Genomic DNA, 16,331 nt, shown 5'->3' on the forward strand with positions numbered 1-16,331 from the left:
TATTAATTGTGAACCAGTTTACAATGATCCCATTGCTCAGTGCTTCTTGCGATGCGGTCACTAATTGCAAAGTTTCCCAGCGACGGATCATAGGCGTACACTTTGCTTTTATCATCTGCCATCATCAACTTACCGTTAGTTTTCAGCTTTGGCGAGAGCAGGTATGTACCGTTTAAACGGTTAGCTTTGAAGCTATCGACATACAATGTTACCTCGGCACTACCCAACACACGTAAAGCACCGATTCTTCCATTCTGTATCGCTGCAATAGCATACTCACAGAGATACGTTTTAGCAGTTGAAGACGTATTTTTTCCGTCAACCTTAGCTGATGAGGAAGGGGGAGAGGATTTAGGGATTGAACTATGAAGAGAAGATGACGGGTAAGAGTATGAATAATTTTTATACGTAGATGATGTGCCTGATCCAATCCGGCACGTTTTTCCAACCGCAATGCACGAATTACCGCATGGAATACCTTTCTTGCAGTTCTTAGCGTGTGCAGAGAATGACAACCCAGCCAATAGAAATGCACCAATGGTTATCCTAACCAACGAAGACCAGCCCATAAACTACCCTTCTTTTAAGATTTTCTCTACATGATACCATACCTAAATTAAGGGAATAGTAGCCAATAAGCCCGTTGGTGGTAATACCGAATATGGGACTACACCAAGGAAGACATTAACAGCAGGGAAAGGTGTACATACATGATGAGAGTCGCGATGTGGCTAATGGCTGTCACACAAGTTAGTAACAACCATTAACCGAAAAACGTTAAATCATTGATTATAAATGATTTAATATTTATCTTGTGCGCCTTCACAGGCGTCGAATCAGGTCAAAACAGGGCCGAGCCCTGCTTTGATGGCCGCGTAGTATATCTGCTTACACCTCTACAAGAAAGGCTTAACATCACCCACGCCTTCACGAATCACTTCCGGCGCATCTTCAGTGAGATCCACAACGGTGGTCGGCTGCTGGCCGAGATAACCGCCGTGAATAATCAGCTCCACCACTTTCTCCAGGCGATCTTTGATCTCTTCCGGATCGGACTCGGTAAACTCGCTTCCCGGAAGCATCAGCGAGGTAGAGAGCATCGGTTCGCCGAGGGTCTCCAGCAGCGCCTGGGCAATCGGGTTCGACGGCACGCGCATCCCGATGGTTTTACGCTTCTCCTGCAACAGACGGCGCGGCACCTCTTTCGTCCCTTTCAGGATGAAGGTGTAGTTCCCCGGCGTGTTGTTCTTAATCAGGCGAAACGCCACGTTATCCACATAAGCATAGGTCGACAGCTCAGAGAGATCGCGGCACATCAGAGTAAAGTTATGGCCGTCCGGTAGCTGACGGATGCGACAGATACGCTCCATCGCCCCTTTATCTTCAATTTTGCAGCCCAGCGCGTAGCCAGAATCGGTTGGGTAGACTATCACGCCCCCTTTGCGGACGATCTCCACGGCCTGGTTAATCAGACGTGGCTGCGGGTTATCCGGATGGATATAGAAAAACTGACTCATACTTCCCTCTCTTCAATTTGCTGCGGCTGCTCCCAGAGCTGCCAGACCGGCTCAACGCCAGCGGGTAGCCAGAGCTTGCGCCCGAGTTCGATCCACGCGCAGGGCTGATGGAAATCAGAGCCCTGTGACCCAAGCAGGCCAAACTGGCGGGCGTAAGTCGCGAGCTGCGCGCGCTCGTTGGGCGCCTGCTGACACTGGGCGACTTCCATCGCCTCGCCACCGCATTCGGCAAAGTGCGCCAGCAGTCTTTTCAGCCATTTAGCAGAAAGATTATACCGTCCCGGATGGGCCAGCACGGCCTTACCGCCAGAGTGATGAATCACATCAATAGCTTGTTTTATTGTACACCACTGTGGCGGAACGTATCCGGTTTTCCCGCGCGCCAGATATTTTTTAAAGACATCCGCCATGGTCGTCGCTTTACCCACTTCAACCAGAAAACGGGCGAAATGTCCGCGGGTGACCGCCCCGCCGTTCGCCAGCTTTCGCGCTCCTTCCAGCGCCCCCGGAATATGCGCCTTTTCCAGGCGCTCGCCGATCATCTCCGCGCGCTGGTTGCGACGCGTTTTTTGTTCTTGCAAAAAGGCAAGAAGTGCCGGATGTTCTATATCAATGTTCAGGCCAACGATATGAATCTCATGGTTTTCCCAGACGGTCGATATCTCGACGCCGGGCACCAGATTCAGCGCCAGCCCGCTGCGGGCAATCTCGGCGCGCGCTGCCGGAATGGCGTCGGTGGTGTCGTGATCGGTTATCGCCAGCGTGCCGACACGCATTTCAACCGCGCGATGAACCAGGGCTTCGGGTGTCAGCAGGCCATCAGAAGCCTGAGTATGGCTGTGTAAATCATAAATAATCGCGTAGGTGGTATCGCTCAAAGCACTTCCCATATCAGGTTGGAGACATCCGAAACCGCCATGATACCGACTTAACGTGAAATTCTGAAATCAAGGGTTGACAACACGCCACCGAACTAGTTAACTAGTACGCAAGTTCACACGATAAAGGTATCTGAAAATGACGGCACATTTCACTCTGCACGGTTGGTGGCGCACTACCTGATCTTCGGGCAGTGTCACGCGTCTGCGAAATGCAAACAGATACCCGCCCGCTAACCAGCGGGCTTTTTTTTGAACAGAATAAATGAGAACAACAACATGCAAACAGCCAAACCCCATCTTGAACTGTTGACCTGCGAGGCGGCCTATCGTCACAACCCGACCGCGCTGTTTCATCAGGTGTGCGGCGCGCGTCCGGCGACGCTGCTGCTGGAGTCTGCGGATATCGACAGCAAGGACGATCTGAAAAGCCTGCTGCTGGTCGACAGCGCGCTGCGCATTACCGCATTAGGTGACACCGTCACCATTAAGGCGCTTTCTGACAATGGCGCATCGCTGCTGCCGCTGTTAGATGAGGCTCTGCCTGCGGGCATCGACAATGAACGTCACCCTGACCTGCGAATTTTGCATTTCCCGCCGGTAAGCCAGCTGCTGGACGAAGACGCGCGCCTCTGCTCGCTGTCCGTATTCGATGCCTTCCGACTGCTGCAAAATCTGGTGACCGTGCCGGAAGATGAGCGTGAAGCCATGTTCTTCGGCGGGCTGTTTGCTTACGACCTGGTTGCCGGTTTTGAAGATTTGCCAGAAACCGAGCAGGGCAACCGCTGCCCGGACTACTGTTTCTATCTGGCCGAAACCCTGCTGGTGATCGACCATCAGAAACAATACACCCGCATTCAGGCCAGCCTGTTCACGCCTTCTGGCGCTGAGAAAAATCGTCTGGAGCACCGCATTGCCCAACTGCAGCAGCAAATGACGGAAGCGCCGCCTGCGCTACCGGTGCAGCGCGTCGAGAAGATGACCTGTGAGGTTAACCAGACCGACGATCAATACGGTGCCGTGGTTCGCCAGATGCAAAAGGCGATTCGCGCCGGGGAGATATTCCAGGTGGTGCCTTCCCGCCGTTTCTCTCTGCCCTGCCCGTCGCCGCTTGCAGCTTACGACGTGCTGAAGAAGAGCAACCCGAGCCCGTACATGTTCTTTATGCAGGACAACGATTTCACACTGTTCGGCGCCTCGCCGGAAAGCTCGCTGAAATATGACGCCACCAGCCGCCAGATTGAGATCTACCCGATTGCAGGTACCCGTCCGCGCGGCCGTCGTGCCGATGGCTCGCTGGACCGCGATCTGGACAGTCGCATCGAACTGGAAATGCGTACCGACCATAAGGAGCTCTCCGAGCACCTGATGCTGGTTGACCTGGCGCGTAACGACCTGGCGCGTATTTGCACGCCGGGCAGCCGCTACGTGGCGGACCTGACCAAAGTCGACCGCTACTCCTTCGTGATGCACCTGGTCTCCCGCGTGGTGGGTGAGCTGCGAAGCGACCTCGACGTGCTGCACGCCTACCGCGCATGTATGAACATGGGCACCCTGAGCGGCGCGCCGAAGGTGCGTGCCATGCAGCTTATCGCCGAAGCGGAAGGACGTCGGCGCGGGAGCTACGGCGGCGCGGTGGGTTACTTCACCGCCCACGGCGACCTCGATACCTGCATCGTGATCCGTTCCGCCTACGTAGAGGACGGTATTGCTACCGTTCAGGCCGGCGCCGGGATTGTTCTCGACTCTGTTCCGCAGTCTGAAGCTGACGAAACCCGCAGTAAAGCGCGCGCGGTATTGCGCGCCATCGCTACCGCACACCACGCACAGGAGATTTTCTGATGGCTGACATTCTGCTGCTCGATAATATCGACTCCTTTACCTATAACCTGGCAGATCAGCTGCGTGCAAATGGCCACAACGTCGTTATCTACCGTAACCACGTTCCGGCTCAGACCCTGATTGACCGTCTGGCGACCATGCAAAACCCGGTGCTGATGCTCTCCCCGGGGCCGGGCGCGCCGAGCGAAGCGGGCTGTATGCCCGAGCTGCTGACCCGCATGCGCGGCAAGCTGCCAATTATCGGTATCTGCCTGGGTCACCAGGCGATCGTGGAAGCCTACGGCGGCTACGTCGGCCAGGCGGGAGAGATCCTGCACGGTAAAGCCTCCAGCATTGAACATGACGGCCAGGCAATGTTTGCCGGGCTGCCGAATCCGCTCCCGGTCGCGCGCTACCATTCGCTGGTCGGCAGCAACATTCCGGCCGGGCTGACCATCAACGCCTCGTTCGAAGGGATGGTGATGGCGGTACGCCACGATGCGGATCGCGTCTGCGGGATGCAGTTCCACCCGGAATCTATTTTGACCTCCAATGGCGCACGCCTGCTGGAGCAGACCCTTGACTGGGCATTACAGAAGCTGGAGCAGACCAACACCCTTCAGCCGATTCTGGAAAAACTATATCAGGCGCAGACCCTGAGCCAGCAAGAGAGCCACCAGCTCTTCTCCGCCGTGGTGCGCGGTGAGCTGAAGCCTGAACAACTGGCGGCAGCGCTGGTCAGCATGAAGGTGCGCGGCGAAAGCCCGCAGGAGATCGCCGGCGCGGCCACTGCCCTGCTGGAAAATGCCGCCCCGTTCCCGCGCCCTGACTATCAGTTTGCCGATATCGTCGGAACCGGTGGTGACGGCAGCAACAGTATTAACATCTCCACCGCCAGCGCGTTCGTGGCGGCGGCGTGTGGTTTGAAGGTAGCGAAACACGGTAACCGCAGCGTCTCCAGTCGTTCAGGCTCGTCCGATCTGCTGGCCGCTTTTGGCATCAACCTGGAGATGAATGCCGAGCGTTCACGCGAAGCGCTGGACGATCTGGGCGTTTGCTTCCTGTTTGCGCCGAAATATCACACCGGTTTCCGCCACGCCATGCCGGTTCGCCAGCAGCTTAAAACCCGCACGCTGTTTAACGTGCTCGGCCCGCTGATCAACCCGGCCCATCCGCCACTGGCATTAATTGGCGTTTACAGCCCTGAGCTGGTCCTGCCGATTGCCGAAACGCTGCGCGTGCTGGGTTACAAACGCGCCGCCGTGGTGCACAGCGGCGGAATGGATGAAGTTTCGCTGCATGCACCGACGCTGGTGGCCGAGCTTAACGATGGCGAAGTGCTCAGCTATCAGCTTGAAGCGTCTGATTTCGGCTTAACGCCGTACCATCAGGAAGCGCTGGCAGGCGGTACGCCGGAAGAAAACCGTGACATTCTGACGCGCTTACTACAAGGTAAAGGTGAGGCCGCTCATGAGGCCGCCGTGGCTGCCAACGTCGCCATGCTGATGCGTTTGCACGGTGAGGAAGACCTGAAGGCCAATGCTCAAAAAGTTCTGGATGTACTGCGCTCCGGTGCAGCTTACGATCGCGTTACCGCACTTGCGGCAAGAGGGTAAAGAATGCAGACCGTTTTAGCGAAAATCGTTGCCGATAAGGCCATCTGGGTGGAAGCACGCAAAGCAGAGCAGCCGCTTGCCAGTTTCCAGAATGACGTCGTCCCAAGCAGCCGTCGTTTCTATGACGCCCTGCAGGGTGCACGCACCGCCTTTATTCTGGAGTGCAAAAAGGCGTCTCCCTCAAAAGGCGTTATTCGTGACGATTTTGACCCGGCGCGTATCGCCGGTATTTATAAGCATCATGCGTCGGCTATCTCCGTGCTGACGGATGAGAAATATTTCCAGGGCAGCTTCGATTTTCTGCCGATCGTCAGCGGTATCGCGCCGCAGCCGATCCTGTGCAAAGACTTTATTATCGACCCATATCAGATCTGGCTGGCGCGTTTCTACCAGGCCGATGCCTGCCTTCTGATGCTCTCGGTACTGGACGACGAGCAGTATCGCCAGCTTGCTGCCGTGGCGCACAGCCTGAAAATGGGCGTGCTGACCGAAGTAAGCAATGAAGAAGAGCTCGAGCGCGCCATTGCGCTGGAAGCCAAAGTGGTCGGCATCAACAACCGCGATCTTCGCGACCTGTCGATTGACCTGAACCGCACGCGCCAGCTGGCTCCGCGTCTGGGTTCTGGCGTCACGGTGATCAGCGAATCCGGCATTAACAGCTACGCCCAGGTGCGCGAGCTGAGCCACTTCGCCAACGGTTTCCTGATTGGCTCCGCCATGATGGAGCATGACGATCTCAACGCGGCGGTGCGTCGCGTGCTGCTGGGTGAAAACAAAGTCTGCGGCTTAACCCGTGAACAGGATGCACTGGCCGCGTATGAGGCTGGGGCGATCTATGGCGGTTTGATCTTCGTTGACGCTTCTCCTCGCACAGTCAATGAGGAACAGGCCCGCAAGGTAATCGCAGCGGCCCCGCTGAGCTATGTTGGCGTATTCCGCAATGCGGATATCGCGGACGTTGTGGCAAAAGCCGCGACGTTATCCCTGAGTGCCGTTCAGCTCCATGGCGAAGAAGATCAGGCGTATATCAATGCCCTGCGCGATGCGCTGGCACCGCAGGTTCAGATCTGGAAAGCGCAAAGCGTGGGCAGCACCCTGCCCGCACGTAATCTTAACCACGTTGACAAATTCGTGCTCGATAACGGCCAGGGCGGCACCGGACAGCGTTTTGACTGGTCGCTGCTGAACGGCGAAAAGCTGGACAACGTCCTGCTGGCGGGCGGACTAAGTCCGGATAACTGTGTGGAAGCCGCGAAAACCGGCTGTGCAGGCCTCGATTTCAATTCAGGCGTAGAGTCCCAACCGGGTATAAAAGATGCCAGCAAGCTGGCCTCAGTGTTTAAAACTCTGCGTGCATATTAAGGAAGAGAAGATGACGACATTACTTAACCCGTATTTTGGTGAGTTCGGCGGGATGTACGTTCCGCAAATCCTGATGCCCGCGCTGCGCCAGCTGGAAGAAGCGTTCGTGAGCGCGCAGAAAGATCCGGCGTTTCAGGCGGAGTTTACCGATCTGCTGAAAAACTATGCCGGCCGTCCAACCGCGCTGACCAAATGCCGCAACCTGACCGAAGGCACCAAAACCACGCTTTATCTTAAGCGTGAAGACCTGCTGCACGGCGGCGCGCATAAAACTAACCAGGTGCTGGGCCAGGCGCTGCTCGCAAAGCGTATGGGTAAAACCGAAATCATCGCCGAAACCGGCGCGGGACAGCACGGCGTGGCTTCTGCGCTCGCCAGCGCCCTGCTCGGCCTGAAGTGCCGCATCTACATGGGTGCGAAAGACGTTGAGCGTCAGTCGCCGAACGTGTTCCGTATGCGCCTGATGGGTGCGGAAGTGATCCCGGTGCACAGCGGCTCCGCGACGCTGAAAGATGCCTGTAACGAAGCGCTGCGCGACTGGTCGGGCAGCTACGAAACCTCGCACTATATGCTCGGTACCGCGGCGGGCCCGCACCCGTTCCCGACCATCGTGCGCGAATTCCAGCGCATGATCGGTGAAGAAACCAAAGCGCAAATCCTTGAAAAAGAGGGTCGTCTGCCGGATGCGGTAATTGCCTGCGTCGGCGGCGGATCTAACGCCATCGGCATGTTTGCCGATTTTATCGACGAAACCCGCGTAGGGCTGATTGGCGTCGAGCCTGCCGGTCACGGGATTGAAACCGGCGAGCACGGCGCGCCGCTGAAGCATGGCCGCGTGGGGATTTACTTCGGCATGAAAGCCCCGATGATGCAGACCGATGAAGGGCAGATTGAAGAGTCTTACTCGATTTCTGCCGGACTGGATTTCCCGTCCGTTGGGCCACAGCACGCGTTTCTGAACAGCACGGGGCGCGCGGATTATGTCTCCATTACCGATGATGAAGCGCTGGAAGCCTTCAAAACGCTGTGCCGCAGCGAAGGTATCATCCCGGCACTTGAGTCTTCACACGCGCTGGCGCACGCGCTGAAAATGATGAAAGAGAACCCGGAAAAAGAGCAGCTGCTGGTCGTTAACCTTTCCGGTCGCGGTGACAAAGATATCTTCACCGTTCACGATATTCTGAAAGCACGAGGGGAAATCTGATGGAACGCTACGATAATGCATTTGCTGAACTGAAATCCCGCCAGGAAGGCGCGTTCGTTCCCTTCGTTACCCTGGGCGACCCTGGCCCGGAGCAGTCTCTGAAGATTATCGACGCCCTGATCGAAGCCGGTGCCGACGCGCTGGAGCTGGGCATTCCATTCTCCGATCCGCTGGCGGATGGCCCGACCATCCAGAACGCCACCCTGCGCGCGTTTGCCGCAGGCGTAACCCCAACCCAGTGCTTTGAGATGCTGGCGGCGATCCGCCAGAAGCACCCGACCATTCCGATTGGCCTGCTGATGTACGCCAACCTGGTGTTTAACCGTGGTGTTGACGAGTTCTACGCCGAGTGCGCGCGCGTGGGTGTTGACTCGGTGCTGGTAGCAGACGTGCCCGTTGAAGAGTCTGCGCCGTTCCGCCAGGCGGCAATGCGCCATAATGTCGCCCCGATTTTCATCTGCCCACCAAACGCTGATGACGAACTGCTGCGCCAGATTGCCTCTTACGGACGCGGATATACCTATCTGCTCTCCCGCGCAGGCGTGACCGGTGCCGAGAATAAAGCCGCACTGCCGCTGCATCATCTGGTGGAGAAGCTGGCCGAATACCATGCCGCGCCTCCGCTGCAGGGCTTCGGGATTTCCTCTCCGGATCAGGTCACTGCGGCAATTGAAGCGAAGGCGGCTGGCGCCATCTCCGGCTCCGCGATAGTGAAGATCATCGAGAAGAACGTGGACAAGCCCGAGCAGATGCTGAACGAATTGAAAGCGTTCGTGACCGCAATGAAAGCAGCGACGCGGAAAGCATAATCCCTCCACCGTCTGGCATCTCTGCCAGACGGTTACGCCTCCTTCTCCATCCACTACAAAGGATCACGTCAAAATTGATCCCTTCGATATTTTCGGTGTGAATAGCTTCCCATTCTTGCCTGCAGGCGTATGATCTGGACTCTTTTTTATCTTTAATCCTTCTGAGTTCAGAGGCTTATTCATGTCATGGCAATACTTCAAGCAGACTTACCTGGTTAAGTTCTGGTCACCTGTTCCGGCCGTCATCGCGGCAGGCATTCTCTCTACTTATTATTTCGGCATTACCGGCACCTTCTGGGCCGTCACCGGCGAGTTCACCCGCTGGGGTGGTCAGTTGCTGCAACTTGCAGGCGTGCATACCGAAGAGTGGGGCTACTTCAAACTGATTCACCTGGAAGGCACACCGCTTACCCGCATCGACGGGATGATGATTGTCGGCATGTTTGGCGGCTGCTTCGCCGCGGCGCTGTGGGCAAACAACGTTAAGCTGCGCATGCCCAAAAGCCGTATTCGCATTCTGCAGGCGGTAGTCGGGGGTATGATTGCCGGGTTTGGTGCCCGCCTGGCGATGGGCTGCAACCTGGCCGCTTTCTTTACGGGGATTCCGCAGTTCTCGCTTCATGCCTGGTTTTTTGCTGTCGCCACGGCCATCGGCTCTTACTTTGGGGCAAAATTCACCCTGCTGCCGCTGTTCCGCATCCCGGTGAAAATAACAAAAGTCAGCGCGGCGTCCCCGCTAACCCAGAAGCCGGACCAGGCAAAGCGTCGTTTCCGCCTGGGTATGCTGGTCTTTTTTGCCATGATCGCGTGGGCCATTTGCACGGCGATGAATCAGCCGAAGCTTGGCCTGGCGATGTTGTTCGGCGTCGGCTTTGGTCTGCTGATCGAACGCGCGCAGATCTGCTTTACCTCCGCGTTTCGCGATATGTGGATCACCGGACGGACGATGATGGCGAAGGCAATCATTGCCGGTATGGCGGTGAGCGCTATCGGCATCTTCAGCTACGTTCAGTTAGGCGTGGAACCGAAAATCATGTGGGCTGGCCCAAACGCGGTGATTGGCGGCCTGTTGTTTGGCTTCGGGATTGTGCTGGCGGGCGGGTGTGAAACCGGCTGGATGTATCGCGCGGTAGAGGGACAGGTGCACTACTGGTGGGTCGGGCTGGGTAACGTCATCGGCTCAACCATTCTGGCGTACTACTGGGACGACGTCTCTCCGGTACTTGCAACGAACTGGGACAAGGTCAACCTGCTGAGCACCTTCGGCCCCCTTGGCGGTCTGCTGGTTACCTATGCCCTGCTGCTGGTCGCTTTTTTATTGGTTGTTGCGCAGGAGAAACGTTTCTTCAGACGCGCCACCGTTAAAACTGAAACGCAGGAGAACGCTGCATGAAAGAGATCGTCCCCGATTATCGACTGGATATGGTCGGTGAACCCTGCCCGTATCCGGCGGTTGCCACGCTTGAGGCGCTACCGCAGCTCAAAAAAGGTGAAATTCTGGAGGTGGTCAGTGATTGTCCGCAGTCCATCAACAACATTCCGCTGGATGCGAAAAACCACGGTTATACGGTGCTGGATATCCAGCAGGACGGGCCAACCATTCGCTATTTGATTCAGAAGTAATATACGAAATGCGCCCCTTCAGGGGCGCATCGAACAGCCTGAATTAGAAACGATAACCCGCAGAGAACATAAACACCCACGGATCCAGACGCGTATTGATGCTTTGCTGCTCACCGCCCGCCTTGAAGCGCACGTCCGTATCAATGTCCATGTACCAGACCGAGGCGTTGATCAGCCAGTCGCGGTTAATCAGATAGTCCAGACCAACCTGCCCCGCCATGCCCCACGAGTCTTTCAGGCTGAGATCGGAGAGACCTGCCTCTTTCCCGGTATCGTTGAATTTCTCATCGAAGAAGGTGGTGTAGTTGACACCTGCGCCAATATACGGACGCACCTTGCTGCTTGCATCGCCAAAGTACCATTGCGCCATCAGCGTTGGCGGCAAATGGTGAACCGTTGCGATATCACCGGTTGCCCCAAGACCGACCCGGTGACGGAACGGCGTTGCCGCCAGAAGCTCAACGCCAACATTATCCGTCGCCATATAGGTGAACGTTAACCCCAACTGGGTGTTGTTACTGACGTTAAAACCGCCCATCCCCAGCACGTTATCCGAACCTTCAGTTGGGCGAACCGTGGCCGAACCGGCACGAATAAAGAACTCGCCTGCTTCATGCGCGTACGCGCCGCCAGAGAGACTGCTTAATACAAGGGCTGCCACCGCTAATTTTTTCATATCCGCTCCATCGTTGTGGTTTTAATCGCGGATGAGAATATACTCACAAAAGAGTAATAAGTGATCTGCCACAGATCACATTAAAACCAGTAAGTTAACATTCATTGATCTGGGTTAATTTTTTGTGGCGCCCTGAAAAGCAATAAGTTGTTTCTATGTCAATTTTTAGCATTTCACAGTTACAAAATTTTCTCTTTTCTCCCTCTTGCTCTTCCTCTGGCGGCTGGATAATTTATCGTTCTCACAAGTTGATTTGATGCGTTCTTCTTTTGCAGGTGTGCCATGAGTGAAGTTAACCCGTGCATGACGTGCGGAGCCTGTTGTGCGTATTTTCGAGTCTCTTTCTACTGGGCCGAAGCCAGCGATGGCGGCGGTACCGTTCCGGTTCATCTCACTGAGCCTGTCACTCCTTTTCTGCGGTGTATGCGCGGCACAAACCAAAAGCAGAGCCGCTGCGCGGCCTTACAGGGGGAGCCGGGTATCTCTACCCGGTGCGCTATCTATGAAGATCGCCCCAGCCCGTGCCGGGAATTTGCCATGTCCGGCGAAGATGGGCAGGTTAATGAAGCCTGTAATCGTGCCCGGGCACGCTTTGGATTACCGCCGCTTTACAAAGATATGCTTTTCCATACAAGCCTTGATGCTGCCACAGCAGGTACATCCGGTGTACAATTGCCGGCTAATTAACACCTGCAATACTCAAGGAGAGTGCATGTCTATCACGGCGAAGTCTGTCTACCGTGACACGGGAAATTTTTTCCGCAATCAGTTCATTACCTTTTTACTGATCGCGTTGCTTTGCGCCTTTATCACTGTGGTGCTGGGTCATGCGTTCTCACCGAGTGAAGAACAGATTGCCAGCCTGAGCCAGGGCGACCATCTGGCAGGAAGCGTGGGGCTGTTTGAACTGGTGCAAAACATGACGCCGGAGCAGCAACAGATTCTGCTGCGGGCTTCTGCCGCATCGACTTTCTCCGGGCTCATTGGTAATGCGATTCTGGCAGGTGGCGTTCTGCTGATGATTCAGCTGGTGTCGGCGGGCCACCGGGTCAGCGCCTTACGGGCGATTGGAGCCAGCGCGCCGGTCTTACCTAAGCTGTTTATCCTGATCTTTTTAACCACCATGCTGGTGCAGATGGGGATTATGCTGGTCGTGGTGCCGGGTGTGTTACTGGCTATCGTGCTTGCTTTTGCTCCCGTGATGGTCGTGCAGGATAAAATGGGGATTTTTACCGCGATGCGCAGCAGCATCAGGCTGGCATGGGCGAACATGCGTCTGGTAGCGCCCGCCGTGATCGGCTGGCTGCTGGCAAAAACGCTCCTGCTCCTGTTTGCACCCAATTTTGCGGTATTAACCCCGAATGTTGGCGCGGTGGTCGCGAATACGCTGAGCAACCTGATTTCAGCGGTACTGCTGGTCTATCTGTTCCGCCTGTATATGTTAATTCGTCAGTAATCCTGATGCCGGGAGGATGATCTTTCCCGGCTCAACAGAGAAGATGGAATCACAGAATGAAGCAGTTTCTTGATTTTTTACCGCTGGTTGTCTTTTTCGCATTTTATAAGCTGTATGACATTTATGCTGCGACCACGGCGCTGATTATTGCGACTGCGGTTGTGCTGATCTACAGCTGGGTGCGCTACCGTAAAGTTGAAAAAATGGCGCTGGTGACGTTCGTCCTGGTCGCCGTATTCGGTGGACTAACCCTTTTCTTCCACAATGATGAATTCATTAAGTGGAAAGTTACGGTGATCTATGCGCTGTTTGCGGGTGCCTTACTGATCAGCCAGTGGGTGATGAAAAAACCTCTGATTCAGCGCATGCTCGGCAAAGAGCTGACGCTGCCTCAGGAGGTCTGGTCTCGCCTGAATATCGCCTGGGCGGTGTTCTTTATCCTTTGCGGTCTTGCCAATATCTATATTGCCTTCTGGCTGCCGCAAAACATTTGGGTCAACTTTAAGGTCTTCGGCCTGACGGCCCTGACGCTGATTTTCACCCTGCTAAGCGGCGTTTATATTTATCGCCACATGCCGCAGGACGATAAGCACTGATTGCTGACTGACCAGAACGTGTTCGACAGGCGTTCTGGTCTATTCTCTCCGCTGTGAAATCATAGTAGCATCCCGCCTGAAGTCTTCCGTTATGAGTTAAAACAATGACAACAAATAACGCCCCTCAGGGCGAACTGGTTTTACGCACACTGGCAATGCCCGCTGACACTAATGCCAATGGCGATATTTTTGGCGGCTGGCTGATGTCGCAGATGGATATGGGCGGCGCAATTCTGGCAAAAGAGATTGCTCATGGGCGCGTGGTGACCGTGCGGGTGGATGGAATGACCTTCCTGCGCCCGGTTGCGGTAGGTGATGTGGTTTGCTGTTACGCCCGCTGCGTAAAACGCGGCAATACCTCCATCTCCATCAACATTGAAGTCTGGGTGAAGAAAGTTTCTTCTGAACCGATTGGGCAGCGCTATAAAGCAACTGAAGCGCTGTTTATTTATGTAGCTGTCGATAGCGAGGGTAAACCTCGTCAGCTTCCGCCAGCCTGAACGACAGGCAAAAAAAAGCCTCCTTCCGGAGGCTTTTCTTATTCCATCTGCGCCCCGCCATTAAGGCGGAAAACAATGTTCACGATCAGTCCACTACCCGGTTTACCGGGTTCGTAGCGCCATCTGCGCATTGCCGATTTCACTTCGCGCTCAAACATATTTGAAGGTTGAGCAGACAGGATTTCCACGTTATCAACGCGGCCATCCGCAGTGACGTCAAATTTCACCCGTACGCGGCCTTCAATGCGTAAGGCCTGAGCTCGCGCCGGGTACTGAGGCTGATTACGGCTCAACGCACGTGGGCCTGCCGGTGCGGCAACCGTCGGCTTCGCGGCCGGCGCGCTGTTATTCATAACCGGACGCGAAGGCGCCGTATTCTCGACCGGCTGGGTCGCGCGCGGTTCAATCGGGCGTTCTTCACGTTTTGGACGCTCTTCAACCTTCTTAACCGGCTTTGGCTTCGGCTTAGGTTTTGGCTTTGGTTCAGGTTTATGGATCACCACCGGTGCTTCCTTCGGTGGTTCCGGGACAGGCTCGGGTTCCGGCTCAGGCTCAGCAACAGGCTGTGGCGGGGGCGGCGCAACCTGCGGCGGTTCGAGATCCGCTGGCGAGACCATGGTCACCGAGATCGGCTGGGCGGGTGCGGGCATTTCAATAACCTGATGAACCGAAGTGTAGAGCAAACCCGCGACGACGGCACCGTGAATCACTACGGACAGCAGCGTCGGCCAGGGAAAGCGGCGAGGTAAATCAAGGGTCATCGAAATCATAATCATCAACGTTAAAAAACCGAACTTCGATTTTAAATGCAAATAGCAATCATATTCAATAAGACACTTTGTTCTGGCGCAATTTAAGCGCTGGAGTGGTCAAAAAAGGGGCACTCAGATCGGGGGATTAACGTTGCTTTTATCTTTACATTGCAGTTAATTGCCCTTTCACATAACGTAACTGACACTTTATTACGCTTAAGGAGCTTCACCGTGCTTTACGTGATCTACTCTGAAGATGTCGCTGATTCCCTCGAAAAACGTCTCTCGGTTCGCCCTGCCCATCTGGCTCGCCTGCAGTTGCTCCAGGACGAAGGCCGTTTGTTGACCGCAGGTCCAATGCCTGCTGTTGACAGCAATGACCCTGGCGCCGCCGGTTTCTCTGGCTCCACGGTCATTGCGGAGTTTGAGTCTCAGGAAGCGGCGCAGGCCTGGGCTGACGCAGACCCATACGTTGCGGCGGGTGTGTATGCGAAAGTGACGGTGCGGCCATATAAGAAAGTGTTCTGATGTAAAAAGGCTCCAGCAGGAGCCTCTTTTCACATCAATGCAGCGACGCTAACCGCGCCGCAAATCCAACAAACAGCAGCCCTATCAGCCCGTTCCCCAACTTTGCCAGCTTCTTTTTGGTTTTCAGATAACGCGTGACAAACGCCCCGGAGAAGATCAGGAAGCTCATGTACATAAAGCTAATCAGCTCAAGCGTGGTGGCGAGGATCAGGAAAGAGGTCCCGGTATTTTGCGCATTCACGTCGATAAACTGCACAAAGAACGAAACGTAGAACAGAATCGCTTTTGGATTGGTCAGGCTCAGGACGAGGGAGCGTTTCATGATCGTGCTGGCCGGCTCGGTTCCGCTCTCTTGAGCGTTATTCTGACGGGTAATTACCGACCAGAGCATTTTGCCCCCCAGCCACAGCAGATAGAAGGCCCCAAGATAGCGCACGATATTAAAGAGTACGGGGGTCGTCTGGATCAATGCCGCAACACCCGCCCAGGCCAGAAACATCAATACCGCATCACCGATAAACACACCGGTCGCGGCAAGATACCCTTTTTTCACTCCGTGACCAATCCCGGTTTTCAGCACAAACAGGGTGTTTGGCCCGGGAACCAGCACGATAAAAAATGCGCCAACAACATACGTCCAGAAATTCAGTACACCAAACTCCGCAAACACCTCTCTCTCCTTTTGCTAAAAATAACCGGAATATCGCCGCAATAACGATATTCGCAAAATCAGACACTATAAAATCAGCGGGCACCTTGCGGTGCCCTCATGGGTTTCAGATATCCTGGACTGCGAACAGCAACGCATTGCGGTGCCGGGTCAATCCACATTTTCTGATGGCGTGGATACGCATATTGCGGCGGGATTGTGCCTCCAGCCAACGAGCCTTACGACGACTCACCTGTCGCAACATGCGCCAGCGCCCTACTTCTGTTCTACTGCGCTTCATGTCTACAACTCTTTCTCAAACAGAGTCGCCATTATAAACCCAA

The 16,331-nt window shown here is 55.2% G+C and carries 20 protein-coding genes and 1 other annotated feature; of the genes, 13 read left to right on the forward strand and 7 right to left on the reverse strand.

Annotated elements, in window-relative coordinates; translation table 11 throughout:
- Positions 1 to 2: 2 nt before the first annotated feature.
- The 3 genes from ACR42C_RS12915 to rnm form a co-directional block, all read right to left on the reverse strand.
- Positions 3 to 569: a hypothetical protein gene (locus tag ACR42C_RS12915; RefSeq protein ID WP_080346013.1), complete on the reverse strand. Its 567-nt coding sequence runs from the start codon at positions 567 to 569 to the stop codon at positions 3 to 5.
- Positions 570 to 896: 327 nt separating this feature from the next.
- Positions 897 to 1,517 (reverse strand): L-threonylcarbamoyladenylate synthase, encoded by a 621-nt coding sequence (locus tag ACR42C_RS12920; protein WP_003856793.1) that lies wholly within the window; start codon positions 1,515 to 1,517, stop codon positions 897 to 899.
- Positions 1,514 to 2,395 (reverse strand): RNase RNM, encoded by an 882-nt coding sequence (gene rnm, locus ACR42C_RS12925; protein WP_479984187.1) that lies wholly within the window; start codon positions 2,393 to 2,395, stop codon positions 1,514 to 1,516. The genes ACR42C_RS12920 and rnm overlap by 4 nt, the downstream gene beginning before the upstream one ends.
- Positions 2,396 to 2,534: 139 nt before the next feature.
- Between rnm and trpL the strand changes: the two genes are divergently transcribed.
- The 8 genes from trpL (at position 2,535) to yedF (ending at position 10,830) form a co-directional block, all read left to right on the forward strand.
- A complete protein-coding gene (gene trpL / locus ACR42C_RS12930) occupies positions 2,535 to 2,579 on the forward strand; it encodes a trp operon leader peptide (RefSeq protein WP_116341108.1) in 45 nt (14 codons plus the stop codon).
- Positions 2,556 to 2,649 (forward strand) — a sequence feature (Trp leader region). Its footprint overlaps the gene before it by 24 nt.
- A 25-nt stretch (positions 2,650 to 2,674) precedes the next feature.
- Positions 2,675 to 4,237: an anthranilate synthase component 1 gene (locus ACR42C_RS12935; protein WP_166711424.1), complete on the forward strand. Its 1,563-nt coding sequence runs from the start codon at positions 2,675 to 2,677 to the stop codon at positions 4,235 to 4,237.
- Positions 4,237 to 5,832, forward strand: a complete 1,596-nt coding sequence (gene trpD / locus ACR42C_RS12940; protein WP_028013411.1) for a bifunctional anthranilate synthase glutamate amidotransferase component TrpG/anthranilate phosphoribosyltransferase TrpD — start codon at positions 4,237 to 4,239, stop codon at positions 5,830 to 5,832. Before ACR42C_RS12935 ends, trpD begins: the two co-directional genes overlap by 1 nt.
- Positions 5,833 to 5,835: 3 nt before the next feature.
- Positions 5,836 to 7,194 carry a bifunctional indole-3-glycerol-phosphate synthase TrpC/phosphoribosylanthranilate isomerase TrpF gene (gene trpCF, locus ACR42C_RS12945; protein WP_479984188.1) on the forward strand — a complete coding sequence of 453 codons (1,359 nt, stop codon included), beginning with the start codon at positions 5,836 to 5,838 and terminating at the stop codon, positions 7,192 to 7,194.
- A 10-nt stretch (positions 7,195 to 7,204) separates the two neighbouring features.
- Positions 7,205 to 8,398, forward strand: coding sequence for a tryptophan synthase subunit beta (gene trpB / locus ACR42C_RS12950; protein WP_479984189.1), 1,194 nt, complete (start codon positions 7,205 to 7,207; stop codon positions 8,396 to 8,398).
- Positions 8,398 to 9,207 (forward strand): tryptophan synthase subunit alpha, encoded by an 810-nt coding sequence (gene trpA, locus ACR42C_RS12955; protein ID WP_116339476.1) that lies wholly within the window; start codon positions 8,398 to 8,400, stop codon positions 9,205 to 9,207. The genes trpB and trpA overlap by 1 nt, the downstream gene beginning before the upstream one ends.
- Positions 9,208 to 9,388: 181 nt before the next feature.
- Positions 9,389 to 10,600: a selenium metabolism membrane protein YedE/FdhT gene (gene yedE, locus ACR42C_RS12960; protein WP_479984190.1), complete on the forward strand. Its 1,212-nt coding sequence runs from the start codon at positions 9,389 to 9,391 to the stop codon at positions 10,598 to 10,600.
- A complete protein-coding gene (yedF, locus tag ACR42C_RS12965) occupies positions 10,597 to 10,830 on the forward strand; it encodes a sulfurtransferase-like selenium metabolism protein YedF (protein WP_003856774.1) in 234 nt (77 codons plus the stop codon). Before yedE ends, yedF begins: the two co-directional genes overlap by 4 nt.
- Before the next feature lie 43 nt (positions 10,831 to 10,873).
- Here the strand turns inward: yedF and ompW are convergent, their stop codons facing one another.
- Entirely contained in the window at positions 10,874 to 11,506 is a 633-nt protein-coding gene (gene ompW, locus ACR42C_RS12970) for an outer membrane protein OmpW (protein WP_116339472.1), read from the reverse strand.
- A 282-nt stretch (positions 11,507 to 11,788) separates the two neighbouring features.
- Here ompW and ACR42C_RS12975 point away from each other — a divergent pair, with 282 nt between their 5' ends.
- The 4 genes from ACR42C_RS12975 to yciA all read left to right on the forward strand — a co-directional run bounded on the left by ACR42C_RS12975 (position 11,789) and on the right by yciA (position 14,058).
- Positions 11,789 to 12,193 (forward strand): YkgJ family cysteine cluster protein, encoded by a 405-nt coding sequence (locus ACR42C_RS12975; protein WP_316379293.1) that lies wholly within the window; start codon positions 11,789 to 11,791, stop codon positions 12,191 to 12,193.
- 25 nt (positions 12,194 to 12,218) lie between these two features.
- Positions 12,219 to 12,962: a YciC family protein gene (locus ACR42C_RS12980; protein ID WP_023292236.1), complete on the forward strand. Its 744-nt coding sequence runs from the start codon at positions 12,219 to 12,221 to the stop codon at positions 12,960 to 12,962.
- 56 nt (positions 12,963 to 13,018) lie between these two features.
- A complete protein-coding gene (locus ACR42C_RS12985; RefSeq protein ID WP_061097985.1) occupies positions 13,019 to 13,558 on the forward strand; it encodes a septation protein A in 540 nt (179 codons plus the stop codon).
- Positions 13,559 to 13,662: 104 nt separating this feature from the next.
- Positions 13,663 to 14,058, forward strand: a complete 396-nt coding sequence (yciA, locus tag ACR42C_RS12990; RefSeq protein ID WP_028013420.1) for an acyl-CoA thioester hydrolase YciA — start codon at positions 13,663 to 13,665, stop codon at positions 14,056 to 14,058.
- 38 nt (positions 14,059 to 14,096) lie between these two features.
- Here yciA and tonB read toward each other — a convergent pair whose 3' ends face one another.
- Entirely contained in the window at positions 14,097 to 14,819 is a 723-nt protein-coding gene (gene tonB, locus ACR42C_RS12995; RefSeq protein WP_193532760.1) for a TonB system transport protein TonB, read from the reverse strand.
- A 222-nt stretch (positions 14,820 to 15,041) separates the two neighbouring features.
- Here tonB and ACR42C_RS13000 point away from each other — a divergent pair, with 222 nt between their 5' ends.
- Positions 15,042 to 15,338: a YciI family protein gene (locus tag ACR42C_RS13000; RefSeq protein ID WP_049006872.1), complete on the forward strand. Its 297-nt coding sequence runs from the start codon at positions 15,042 to 15,044 to the stop codon at positions 15,336 to 15,338.
- Between the two features lie 34 nt (positions 15,339 to 15,372).
- Here the strand turns inward: ACR42C_RS13000 and leuE are convergent, their stop codons facing one another.
- Both leuE and ACR42C_RS13010 read right to left on the reverse strand, forming a co-directional pair.
- Positions 15,373 to 16,008: a leucine efflux protein LeuE gene (gene leuE, locus ACR42C_RS13005; protein WP_028013423.1), complete on the reverse strand. Its 636-nt coding sequence runs from the start codon at positions 16,006 to 16,008 to the stop codon at positions 15,373 to 15,375.
- Between the two features lie 106 nt (positions 16,009 to 16,114).
- Positions 16,115 to 16,288, reverse strand: coding sequence for a YciY family protein (locus ACR42C_RS13010; RefSeq protein ID WP_086379783.1), 174 nt, complete (start codon positions 16,286 to 16,288; stop codon positions 16,115 to 16,117).
- Positions 16,289 to 16,331: the final 43 nt, after the last annotated feature.

This window comes from Enterobacter sp. MG-EB028, from assembly GCF_056673305.1.